The organism is Bacillus sp. FJAT-29937, assembly GCF_001509555.1.
Taxonomy (GTDB): Bacteria; Bacillota; Bacilli; order Bacillales; family Cytobacillaceae; genus Cytobacillus.
In genome coordinates, this window is record NZ_LMAS01000006.1 from 153,899 (window position 1) to 166,295 (window position 12,397).

The window sequence follows — 12,397 nt, forward strand, 5'->3', positions numbered from 1 at the left end:
CCCACTAAAAACCCTCACCATAAATAATTCGCTCACCCCACCAACTCTAAATTCCCTAATCCAAGCCTCGTTTTATGAGACATTTCCGGCCTCATCGGCTAAACTAAAAAGAAAAGTCATATGTTTAGATGGGGGGAAGGGGATTATTCGGACATTAGCACGTTTTGTAACGAAAACTTATAAATATATCATCTGGGCATGGGTAGTATTGGCGGTTGTTATGTCGTTTTTCGCTATTCGGCTTCCGGCAATGCTGCAGGGCGACGGCTTTCGAATGAATGGGGAGCATTCGGGGGTTATGGATATCGCTGCGGACACATTTAATATGCCAGTAGAAACCATGTTCCTCGTTTTCAACGAAGCGAGCGATAAAAAAATCGAGGCAATGGTAAAAAAAGTAGAAGAACTTGGCGTTGCTTCTACCATAACTTCACCTTTAGAGGACCCAACACTTTATAAAAATCACATTGCCTATGCCATTCTTCAATTTGATGACAAGGATCTGGATATGGCCCAGGTCGTAACAGATATTCGTGAAACAATTGGGGATGAAGAGGGAATCGTTCTGACAGGGGCACCTGCGATTTCCAAGGATATCAATACTGCCAGTCAAAAGGATTTAATGATTGCAGAAGCGATTGGCCTTCCCATTGCAGTGATTGTTCTTCTTTTTGCATTTGGAACGGTTATTGCTTCAACGATTCCGTTAATTATTGGGATTACAACGATCCTCATATCCTTTGGAACGCTGACGATAGTAGGCGGCCATGTGGATTTATCTATTTTCGTCATGAACATCATTCCGATGCTCGGGCTCGCGCTTAGTATTGATTTTGCTCTCTTGTTTATCAGCCGGTATCGGGAGGAACGGAAAAAATCTAACCTATTTGAGGCAGTTTCTACAACCATTCGGACAGCCGGTCGATCAGTCATTTTTTCTGCCTTTTGTGTGTTTATCGGTTTAGGCGCTATGCTGTTTATTCGAGTCGAGATTTTTCAAAATATCGCTATAGGCGGGATGATAGTTGTTGCGATGGCAGTGCTCACTTCCATCACGCTCCTGCCATCCGTATTAATCGCTTTAGGGGACAGAATTGATAAGTGGCAGCTGCTAAAAGTAAACCAAAACGGGACAGATCGCTGGCGCCTTTTTGCCAATGCAGTTATCAAGCGTCCTGTTAGCATTACGATTATCGCCCTCATTTTATTAGGAATTGCTCTTATCCCAGCAAAGGACATGAATTTAACCATTCCGACAATTGATTCATTGCCTGAATCGTATGATTCTCGTCAAGCCTATGAGCTGCTGGAGGATGAATTCGGCCTTGGTAAAAAAGCCGCTGCATTTATTGTAGCCACACGGGAAAGTGGCTGGCAGGATACGGATGGGTTAGAGCAGATGAAGAAATTAGAAGAGGATCTGTCAAAAGATCCGCTGGTTGAAGGGGTCAAAACTATTTATGGTTTAAGTGGGATTCACTCACCGGTGGAATGGGAACAGGCTTGGGCAGTGCCCGAGATGAAGGCCAAACTCGAACCATTAACAGAATCATTTATTAAGGATGACAAGCTGCTCATTCCTGTTACATTAAAGGCTTCTGGAGCCTCGACAAAAGCACAGGATTGGGCCCGCCATTTATCGGAAAAAGAAACAGAATTCGATTTACTCATTGGCGGACAGCCAAAATTCAATCAGGAAATATTTGATGAAATTTCTAATCAAATTTGGCTCGTTCTCACTGTTATAATCGTTTCAACCTTTTTCATTCTGATGCTTGCATTCCGGTCCATTCTCATTCCAATAAAGGCAATCTTGATGAATATCATCGGATTAGCAGCAACGTTTGGGATCCTTGTTTATATTTTTCAATATGGTCATTTTGGACTGACGGCTGGTACAATTGCACTTATTATTCCTGTTCTCGTCTTTAGCCTTGTTTTTGGGCTTAGCATGGACTATGAGGTTTTCCTAATCTCGAGAATGCAGGAGGAATACGCCAACTCTCTTGATAATGACCGTGCAACTGTCGAAGGCCTTGCCACTACGAGTAAAATTATTACTTCGGCTGCCTTGATCATGATTGTTCTGACAGGGGCCTTTGCCTTTACGGACGTGATGCCGGTGAAACAGATTGGGGTTGGGATCGCCGTTGCCGTGGCTATTGACGCAACGATTATCCGGCTTTTGCTCGTCCCAAGCTTAATGAAGCTGTTTGGAAAATGGAATTGGTGGCTGCCGTTTCGAAAAGGGAGCTACAAAGCAGGGAATTGGCATTAATAAAATAAGGCTAGAAAATCACGGAGCACACCTCATCAAGTGCTCCGTGATTTTTTTCTCGGGGTTCCATAAAATAGAAAAGACGTTCGGCACACGAAGAATCTGGTGTATAATGAAGAAATCACAAAAAATTTATAGGGGTAGAAACGAGTGGATAAACAAAATAGCAAGTACAGATGGGTTGTTTTTGCCACAGTCCTGTTTACGTATTGTGTAATTGCAAGTCAAAGAACAGCCCCGGGATTAATTACAGATCAAATTATGAAGGATTTTAGTGTAACGGCATCGACCATTGGATTGCTGACGAGTATTCAATTTTTGGCGTATGCTAGTTTGCAAATACCAATCGGGATCCTGTCCGATCGATTCGGACCTAATATTTTCCTCATCGCGGGAACCTTATTAAATGGGGCAGGGACGCTGATTTATAGTTTGGCAGAGCATGAGTATGTTCTTTTGTTTGCTAGATTATTAGTGGGAATTGGTGATTCGACTATTTGGGTAAACGTAGTCTTGATCTTAAGCCTGTGGTTTAAGGGCAATGAATTTGTCGGATTGATTGGAATCGCGGGGATGGTTGGGAGTCTGGGCTTCCTGCTGGCGACATTACCTTTTTCTGAGTGGATTACGTTATGGGGCTGGAGAAAACCATTTTTTACAACGGGTCTTATATTATTGTTGAGCGGATTCATACTATACTTCATCCTCGTTCATAAACCGAAACAGATGTTTAAAACAGATACTAATTCCGCAGCTGCCTCCCCGATAATAAGGGGAAAACGTGAAAAGACACTGAGTCTGCTAAGGCGCATCCTTACAAGCCGTCAAGCTTGGGCGACTTTCTTTTGTCACTTCGGAATTGTCGGAACATATATTGGATTTATTGGTTCATGGGCGGTGCCATATGGGATGCACATGTACGGGATGACACGTTCTGATGCGAGCCAGCTCATTATGGTTGGTCTGATTGGTGCTGTTATGGGCTCTCCTTTATCTAGCTGGGTGGCCAATCGGTTAGGAACAATCAAGCGTCCTTATGTTATTGTTCATTCCATCACTGTTATTTGCTGGTGCGTGTTTTTTGTATTAAGCGGGAAGCCGCCATTTTTTATGCTGATTTCGCTATTTTTTATTATCGGCTTTTGTAACGGAGCTAATATGTTTACTTTTGCCGTTGTACGCCTTTCCTTTGATGTAAAGGAAGTTGGATTTGTTTCGGGATTTGCGAATACAGGCGGTTTTCTGAGTGCTGTTCTTTTGCCAAGTATTTTTGGGAAGGTATTGGATCACTTTGGTACGGCTGCAGGTAATGTGGGGTATCACTACGGATTTATCATACCGGTTCTTTTTTCGCTTGTCGGTTTAATCGGGGGACTACTCATTAAGGAACAACTTTTGGGAGGGAAAGAACCGAAGAAAGCACTTGCTTAATATTTTCGAGAAAGCAAATAGGATTGCTTTCTTTTTTTAATATTTTCATTTTCCCATCCTAACGTCACTTTACAAATAGCAGAAGGAGTGACCCCGAAATTTCCACGCTGACTATGGTTCCGTTATTTTGCAAAATAGCTTAGTTTTATCGAACGTATGTCCCCTATTATGTTACGTAGCAATAAGCAATTAAACACTTTTTTCCAAGTCTTTTTAATGAAATATCATAATATTTAGGATATAATCATATATATTTCGATTATCGAATGAAATTTAAGGGGAAATCTGGATATGTGGCGAAACAAAAATGTGTGGATCATTTTATGCGGGGAATTAATTGCTGGGTTAGGATTGTGGATGGGGATCATTGGGAACCTTGAATTTATGCAGGAAAAGGTGCCATCTGATTTTATGAAATCCGTTATTCTGGCAATTGGGTTATTAGCTGGAATACTGGCTGGTCCCATTGCAGGAAGGATTACAGACCAAAAGAGGAAAAAAACGGTGATGATCTATGCGGGTCTTGGGAGAATGGTGAGTGTACTCTTTATGTTTATCGCCTTGCAGACTGGCTCCATTTTTTGGCTCGTAGTGTTTGTCATTAGCATTCAGATTGCGGCCTCTTTCTATTTCCCGGCACTTCAAGCAGCCATTCCTTTAATTGTGGATGGAAAAGATTTATTGAGAATGAACGGAGTCCATATGAATGTCGCCACGATTGCCCGGATTTTAGGCACATCCTTGGCGGGCATCCTGCTAGTAGCTATGTCATTGTTTATGTTATATCTTACATCATTTATTGCTTATTTCTTCCTATTCCTATTTACATTATTTCTAAAAATTGATGAACCGGTTAAGCAGAAAACCACGTGCATGTCTAAGTCAAAGGGGAGCTTTAAAGAGGTATTGCCTGTCATTAAAGGGCTGCCGATCGTATTTATGACGCTTGTTTTAGCGCTTGTTCCGCTGTTATTCTTGGGCGGTTTTAACCTTCTGGTCATCAAAATAAGCGAAATTCATGATGATCAATTGCTGAAGGGGATTATTTATGCAGCTGAGGGCATTGCCTTTATGATAGGGGCTTTTGCCGTGAAGAAAATGAGTGATCGCTGGTCGCCTTATAGCATTATGTTTTTCTTCTCGCTCATCGTGGGATTTGCACAGATGTCATTGTTCTTTGTAGACTCAAAAATAGTGACGGTTGCGGCTTTCGCTGTTGTTGGTTTTTCAGTAGGATGCTTCTATCCTACGGCTGCGACCATTTTTCAAACAAGAATGCCGAAAGAATTTCATGGGCGCTTCTTCTCTTTCCGCAGTATGCTAGATCGCGTGATGTTCCAGATCGTTCTTCTAGGAACAGGGTTCTTACTGGATTTAGTAGGGATGCAGATGATGGTTGTGATTTTCGGAGTGATTTCAGCTGGTTTGACCGCTTATTTCTATCTGCAATTTAAGCGTCACATAGCTCATGAGGACTCGAAAAAAGCCGTTTCCTTTTAAAAGCATAATGCGCGAATGTTTGGAAACTCTATAGATGTATTTTAGTCACAGAGGAGAGTGTGTGCGCATGCTAAAGCGAAAGCTGGATCAAGAAAAGGAACAGCAGCGGGTAGTAGAAGCTCAAAATCAATTTGGGCATTTTGACAAGACTGATACGGAATTTTCCTTAGAGGAAAGTGTACAGCAGGCGATAGCCAAAAGCCAGGCTTACCAGGCGCGAAATCAACAGCCAACCTATGAGCCGAACAAACCCTTATAAGAATCATTTGCAGTCAGGCGGGAGAACTACTCTCGTCTATTTTTTTGCGGTATGATAGTAGAAAGTAATGGAAGGAGCTGATTTAGAATGTCAGAAAAATTAGAGCTGGCAACGTTTGCTGGAGGCTGTTTTTGGTGCATGATTTCACCATTTGATGAGCAGCCGGGGATAAAGGAGGTCATTTCAGGCTATACGGGCGGTCATAAGGAAAATCCGACTTATGAAGAGGTTTGCTCTGATACAACCGGCCACTATGAAGCGGTCCAAATTACATTCGATCCTGCCGTTTTTCCATATAAGAAACTGCTTGAACTATTTTGGCAGCAAATTGACCCGACCGATGAGGGAGGGCAGTTCAATGACCGAGGCCTATCCTATCGAACGGCGATTTTTTATCATAATGAAAAGCAGCTAGAATTGGCTGAGGCGTCAAAGAATGAACTAGCTGCCAGCGGCCGTTTTCAAAAACCGATCGTAACTGAAATTCTGCCAGCAAAGGATTTTTACCCTGCCGAGGATAGGCATCAGAATTATTATAAAACAAATCCATTTCACTATAATCTTTATAAAGAAGGCTCAGGCCGTGCGCGATTTATTCGTGAGAACTGGAAAAACCTCAAAAGTGAAGAGCAATTGAGGAAGGAGTTAACCCCGATTCAATATGAAGTCACACGAAATAACGCGACAGAGCCTCCGTTCCGAAACGAATTTTGGGACCATACAGAGGAAGGCATCTACGTAGATATTATTTCTGGCGAACCGTTGTTTAGTTCGAAGGATAAATACGATGCCGGCTGCGGCTGGCCGAGCTTTACACAGCCATTGCGAAGACCGGAAATCGAGGAAAAGCTAGATACCTCTTACGGAATGAGACGAATAGAGGTCCGGGCAAAATCATCCGATTCCCATTTGGGCCATGTCTTTGATGATGGACCAGGTCCAGACCATGCTCGGTATTGCATAAACTCAGCCGCCCTCCGATTTATTCCGAAAAATAAACTTGTGGATGAAGGGTATGGAGAATTTTTGCAGTTATTTGAACAGCGTTAAAACCATCTAGTTATTACCTGTTTACATGTTTACAAAATGAAAACAAATGTATACAAATAAGTTTACATGTTTACAAATACGTACACATCCTTTAATTACGGCATGTGTACGCATTTGTTACGAAAGTATACATAAATGTTTACAATAAATGGCTTAGTTTACAAACTTGTTTACAAATTTACAGTTGTATTTTATTTCCGCCCTCCCCATTGAAGAATTGATTCATCCCCTTTACCCTTTAGAGAAGCAATATACATAACGGCTAAAACTAATAGAAAAGGGATGAAGATGTAATGACTAAATTCAGAATTGCTGCAGTTGACGTTGGAAATGATTCCGTAAAGGCGATCTTTGGAGAATTAGATTATGAATTAAATATTCCTAATATTATTGCAAGGGACACAGAGGATCGTCCAATCATTGGAATTGAAGAGCTGGATCAGAAAAATCCGCTTGATGGCATACATATTAAGGTCCACTCGCCTGCTTTAAAAGAGAATAACGCCATTTACCGGGTTGGAAACTTGGCAACAAAAAGCAACAGCGCATCAGAGCTTGATCCTGGGAGCAGTAAATCAGAAGAAGATCAAACATTAATTATGCTTTTTGCCACATTGGCTTTAGATGCAGTAAGGTCAGAAAACAACGATGTTTTCCAGCGGACAAAAAATATCATCGATGCTGCTTACACACTCGGAACAGGTCTCCCCCTTCGTGAGGTGAAGGAGGGAAAGGATGCCGGATACCGTTCGAAATTAATAGGGTCTGTCCATCAGGTGGAATTTCTTGTTACGCCTAAATACCAAGGATTAAAAGTGAATCTTAGGTTTGATGAGGTTAAGGTCTATCCTGAAGGATTTGCAGCCTATATTAATCTAGTCATGGATAATGATTTAAAGATTATCAATAAGGATCTGATCGACAAGCGGATTATTATCCAAGATATCGGAGGATTGTCTACTGATATAGCGGTTATTAAGAATCGCAATGTTGATGATGATAAGGCACAAGGGTTTAATCTTGGCGTGTCCGAATCATTAGAAGCGATCAGAGAAGAAATAAGATCCAAGCATGGCATTGAACTCGACAGCCGCAGAGATGTGGTTGAAATTATAACGAAGAAAAATGACCGTAATCATATTATGGTAAAAGGAAGCCGGACAAGTGTCCATGACATTACAGACCGAATCCTGCTTGATTTGGCAAAGAAGCAGTATCGTTTATTGCGGAATGTATGGCAGAAAAACTCGCAGACTGAGATCTGCTATTTTGTCGGCGGCGGAGCGAATGTGCTCAAGGAATATATAAAAACAATCAACAATAATTTAGATGGGTATAACATAGATTTTTTTGAAAATGAAAAAGAGAGCATTTGGATGATGGCCAATGCCTATTATAAATTAATTAAGGACTATGCAAGAAAAATGGAGAAGGTAAAAGCGGTTAAAGAGCCTGTGAAAGGCTAAGGTGATTCTATGGGAAAATCAAAACCAGGCATGATTAAAAGGGGACAAGCAATATCCTTTCGCCTCCCTTCAGATACACCTGACCACTTATTAAAGCATCTGCAAAAGCTAAAGGAAACTGAACGAAGGAATTTCTCAAGCAAGATGGCCGAGTTTGTTCTGGAGGGGGTCGGAAAATCCTATTCCCATGAAAGAGAAACGATTACGATTCCCCTTCCGCAGCGACTAAGTAAAAACCAGCGAGATTGGCTAAAGCATGAGCATTCCGAAGCCCTCATAGGCAATATTATTTATCAGCTGCTAATCGATCCCGTTCGGTCAACCTCCTTACTGGCATCGATGAAAAGCAATTCTACCGATATTAATGAAGCATTGTATTTGCAAGAGAAACCCGAGATTTCCACTGTGGACGAGGAATCGAAATATGAACAGGAATCAGCAGCAGCTTTAGAAGAAGCGATGGACGATGACCTAATGGCGTTTGATTGGGAAACAGCCAAGGAAAATCAGGAACCGGAAGTGGAAGAAGAAACTGCCGAATTCGACCTTGATGATCTGCTCGGCGATTTCCTTGCCAAGATGAATAAGTAGGGTTCTTCTGGAAATTGAAATTACAAAAAAATAAACGGAAAAATTCCGCTTAAATTGGGAAATACACATATTTCCCTAAAAATAAGAGGAGTTTTTCCGTTTAGATGTTCCAAATCATTGGATTTTGACTTGTTTTGACTGCTTAACCGGAATATCTCCTCTTATATCTGTCTTTTAGCCACAATTATATACATTAGCCGGAAATTCTCCGCTTATGAACCCCATTTTTCCTTTCAATACCGTAAGTAAAATGGATGGAGACTTATGTGTTGGACAAAATAATCAAAAGGAATTAATATGAAAGTGGAATAGCCTAGGCGGTAAAGGGCCAATTTCAAATAGTAGAACTTTGAAAAATGATAAGCATTTTTTTATGAAGCTGGAGGTCGGAGAGACATCCAGTTTTTTTATAGAAAGAAGTGATTGCCCCTTGTTAAAACATTTGAACCAATGGTTTCATCTTCAAGAAGAACAAACGAGTGTCCGGACTGAAGTGGTTGCAGGTCTGACCTCTTTTATAACGGTTGCCTATATTATTGTTGTCAACGGAGCGATTCTGAATATGGCCGGTATGCCTTATGAAGCAGTAACAATTGCCACTGTGATCTGCTCCTTCATAGGATGTATGTTATTAGCCTTTTGGGCGAATTCTCCACTGATCATCGTTCCAGGGATGGGGGATAATGCGTTTTTCGTATTTACCCTTGTGTTATCTTTCGGCCTCTCTTGGCAGCAGGCTTTGGCCGCTGTGCTGATAGCAGGAATTGTTTATGTGTTAACGACCACATCGAAAGTCGCTGTTTATTTATCGAATTCTATTCCGATGTCTATGATTCATGCTATGACTGCAGGAATTGGCTTATTTATTGCATTTCTAGGTTTGAAAAATGGGGGTGTGATCGTAGCAAATGAGGGGACATTTGTAGCCCTGGCAAAGATTAGCGACCCCCATGCTTTAACGACTTTACTTACTCTGCTTATTCTAGTCCCGTTGTTTCAGAAAAACATTAAAGGGAACTTTTTGATCGGAATTTTGATAGGGACATTCATAGGGGCTTTATTTGGAATTGTGGACTTTTCAAAGTTGCGTGAGTTCCGTTTTTCATTTAACGGATATGATGAGGTTTTTTTAGCCTTTGATTTTAGCCAAATGGGGACATTTCATTTTTGGACAGCCGTATTTTCTTTATCAATGGTCATTATTTTTCAAAATATGGGTGCTCAGCTTGGCCTGCTTCCAGATAAAGCGAAATTCCGCAAGTCCTTTCAAGCACATTCCTTTTCAGTCATCGGTGCGGGCCTTTTTGGATGCAGTCCGACAACAACTGCTGCTGAGTCTGCAACTGGAATTGCAGCGGGCGGAAGAACAGGCTTAACCTCGTTTACAACTGGATTACTGTTTATACCGGCACTTTTTCTCACACCGATTTTTAAAGTGATTCCGAATAGCGCAATCGCACCCGTTTTGATCATTGTTGGCTGTCTGATGGTCCAGTCCATAAAAGAAATTCCATTTAGTGATTTTACAGTGGCTTTCCCAGCCTATTTGATGCTGGCCATCATGCCGCTAACGTTTAATATCGCTAACGGAATTGCATTTGGCTTTATTGCTTACCCGGTCTTAAAATGGGCAACAGGGAGAAAAAAGGAAGTGACTGGAACGATGTATATCATTGCTTTTTTCTTTCTGCTGTATTTTGTTGCAGGTACTCTTTGATTTCGTTAAAACAAAAGGCACCTTCCTATTAAAAGGAAAGTGCCTTAATTTTATAATTAGCCGACTTGTACAGGCTGCATTTGCAACGCTTCCTGCAATGCCTCCATTTCCTCTTTGTTCAACGGTACTAACGGAAGGCGTACTCCGCCGACTTGAATCCCTTTCATATTAAGGGCTGCTTTCACTGGTGTTGGACTTGGAGAATTAAATAAAGCCTTCATAATCGGAAGAAGTTCGCGATGGGCAGCCGCGGCTTTTTGAAGCTCCCCATTTTTAAAGCTGTTAACCATGTCTTGCATTTCATTCCCGATAATGTGGGCAGCAACAGAAACAACTCCTGCTCCTCCGATAGCCAGAACTGGTAATGTAAGACCGTCATCCCCGCTGTATAAAGTAAAGTCATCTGGTGTCGCGCTAATGATTTGGGCCATAGCGTCTAGATCGCCGCTAGCTTCCTTAATGGCCACGATATTTTGAATTTCAGAAAGTCTTACAACGGTTTCTACGGACATATTCACAACGCTTCGTCCTGGAATATTGTACAGCATGACCGGCAGGGACGTTGCTTCTGCAATGGCTTTGAAATGCTGATACATTCCTTCCTGAGATGGTTTGTTATAGTATGGCGCAACAAGCATAATGCCATCCACTCCAGCCTCTTCAGCCTTTCTAGTCAAGCTAATGGAAGCTCTTGTATTATTCGAGCCTGTTCCAGCTATAATGGGAACTCTGCCGCCTGCAGCCTCAACAACAAACTTAAATAGCGCTACTTTCTCATCTTCTGTTAACGTTGGCGACTCGCCGGTCGTCCCCGCAACAACTAATCCGTCTGAGCCATTCTCGATTAAATAGTTAACCAAACTTCTAGTAGCTTCAAAATCAACCTTACCGTTATGATCGAATGGCGTAACCATTGCCGTTAGTACTTGACCAAAATTCATAACTTCACACACCCTTTTTTTAATTTTTTTAAAAAATAGAGGTGATAGGGCATTTTAAAACTATACGCAAAAAAGCAACAACGAGAGGCTCGCTGTTGCTGTAGAAACAATAGTGTGGAAATTCACCGTTTCTTGTGCGATAGCCCTCCATATAGTGTCTCCTATATGACAGTCCTGTATTTATTCAACACAGGCCCAGCTTTAAGAACATGAGATTCTTAAAACTTCGGCAAATTCCCCTTTCTACATCATCACAGGACCTCATTATCCTCCGATTGTGTACTGATGGTCTTTGCACCTCTATCCTCACTTCAAAAAGATCTTGAAATAAGAAATTTATTTAATTGTATTCAATATTAACGGAAGCTTGCCTAAATTGCAAGGTATATTTAGAAAAAAATTTCCAGATGCCTATTATAAAACCCGATTTAAGAATACCTTTGTCCGGTCAAATTGAGGGTTTGAAAACAATTGATCCGGATGGCCGGACTCCGCAATTTCTCCATTATCCATAAAAAGAACTTGATTGGCGACCTCTTTAGCAAAGCCCATTTCATGAGTGACGACAATCATCGTCATTTGCTCTTCAGCGAGCTTTTTCATTACTTGCAGCACTTCACCCGTTAATTCAGGGTCTAGAGCAGACGTAGGCTCATCAAACAGGAGAATTTCCGGCTCCATCATTAAAGCTCTTGCAATAGCGACTCTTTGTTTTTGACCGCCTGAAAGATTTCCGGGGTATACACCTGCTTTATCAGCTAAGCCAATCTTTTCGAGAATTTCCATGCTGCGCTTCTGAAGGGACCCCGCCGATTCCTTTTTCACCATTTTAGGGGCAATTTCTAAATTTTCTCTAACCGTTAGATGAGGAAATAGATTAAAGTGCTGAAAAACCATCCCCATTTTGGATGTAATGCGACTCAATTCCTGTGGTTTGGAGTACACGCCATTCTTCACCAAATAATCACCATCAATACAAATGCTGCCACCATCGATTTTCTCCAGATGAATGAGGCTGCGAAGCATGGTACTTTTTCCAGAACCGGAAGGGCCAATGACGGCGATGACATCATTTTTTTGAACATCAAATGTAATTTGCTTCAGAACATTTAAATGACCGAATGATTTTTTCAGGTTGGATACTTCTATGATAGCCATAATATC

The 12,397-nt window shown here is 41.4% G+C and carries 10 protein-coding genes, 1 pseudogene and 1 riboswitch; of the genes and pseudogenes, 9 read left to right on the forward strand and 2 right to left on the reverse strand.

The features are described 5' to 3' along the window. Positions 1 to 145 precede the first annotated feature (145 nt). From AR328_RS14360 to AR328_RS14395, 9 genes and pseudogenes are all read left to right on the forward strand, one after another. Positions 146 to 2,278, forward strand: coding sequence for an MMPL family transporter (locus AR328_RS14360; protein ID WP_066297315.1), 2,133 nt, complete (start codon positions 146 to 148; stop codon positions 2,276 to 2,278). 150 nt (positions 2,279 to 2,428) lie between these two features. Beyond that, the gene (locus AR328_RS14365; protein WP_066296424.1) at positions 2,429 to 3,709 is read left to right on the forward strand and encodes an MFS transporter; all 1,281 of its coding nucleotides are present in this window, start codon (positions 2,429 to 2,431) and stop codon (positions 3,707 to 3,709) included. 291 nt (positions 3,710 to 4,000) lie between these two features. Further along, the gene (locus AR328_RS14370; RefSeq protein WP_066296427.1) at positions 4,001 to 5,209 is read left to right on the forward strand and encodes an MFS transporter; all 1,209 of its coding nucleotides are present in this window, start codon (positions 4,001 to 4,003) and stop codon (positions 5,207 to 5,209) included. Between the two features lie 67 nt (positions 5,210 to 5,276). Beyond that, complete coding sequence (locus tag AR328_RS14375) at positions 5,277 to 5,468, forward strand: hypothetical protein (RefSeq protein ID WP_066296430.1); 192 nt, start codon at positions 5,277 to 5,279, stop codon at positions 5,466 to 5,468. 87 nt (positions 5,469 to 5,555) lie between these two features. After that, positions 5,556 to 6,077, forward strand: a pseudogene (gene msrA, locus AR328_RS23085) (peptide-methionine (S)-S-oxide reductase MsrA); the annotation flags it as partial. Beyond that, positions 6,063 to 6,518 (forward strand): peptide-methionine (R)-S-oxide reductase MsrB, encoded by a 456-nt coding sequence (gene msrB / locus AR328_RS23090; RefSeq protein WP_269433526.1) that lies wholly within the window; start codon positions 6,063 to 6,065, stop codon positions 6,516 to 6,518. The pseudogene msrA and the gene msrB, both read left to right, overlap by 15 nt. 293 nt (positions 6,519 to 6,811) lie before the next feature. Next, positions 6,812 to 7,984: a ParM/StbA family protein gene (locus AR328_RS14385; protein WP_066296436.1), complete on the forward strand. Its 1,173-nt coding sequence runs from the start codon at positions 6,812 to 6,814 to the stop codon at positions 7,982 to 7,984. Between the two features lie 9 nt (positions 7,985 to 7,993). Further along, positions 7,994 to 8,575 (forward strand): hypothetical protein, encoded by a 582-nt coding sequence (locus AR328_RS14390; protein ID WP_066296439.1) that lies wholly within the window; start codon positions 7,994 to 7,996, stop codon positions 8,573 to 8,575. 430 nt (positions 8,576 to 9,005) lie between these two features. After that, the gene (locus AR328_RS14395; protein WP_066297325.1) at positions 9,006 to 10,292 is read left to right on the forward strand and encodes an NCS2 family permease; all 1,287 of its coding nucleotides are present in this window, start codon (positions 9,006 to 9,008) and stop codon (positions 10,290 to 10,292) included. Between the two features lie 56 nt (positions 10,293 to 10,348). On the opposite strand, the gene dapA is transcribed toward AR328_RS14395, so the two are convergent. Next, positions 10,349 to 11,233: a 4-hydroxy-tetrahydrodipicolinate synthase gene (gene dapA, locus AR328_RS14400; RefSeq protein ID WP_066296441.1), complete on the reverse strand. Its 885-nt coding sequence runs from the start codon at positions 11,231 to 11,233 to the stop codon at positions 10,349 to 10,351. Positions 11,234 to 11,365: 132 nt separating this feature from the next. Next, positions 11,366 to 11,544, reverse strand: a riboswitch (Lysine riboswitch). 103 nt (positions 11,545 to 11,647) lie between these two features. Further along, positions 11,648 to 12,391, reverse strand: a complete 744-nt coding sequence (locus tag AR328_RS14405; RefSeq protein WP_066296448.1) for an amino acid ABC transporter ATP-binding protein — start codon at positions 12,389 to 12,391, stop codon at positions 11,648 to 11,650. Positions 12,392 to 12,397: the final 6 nt, after the last annotated feature.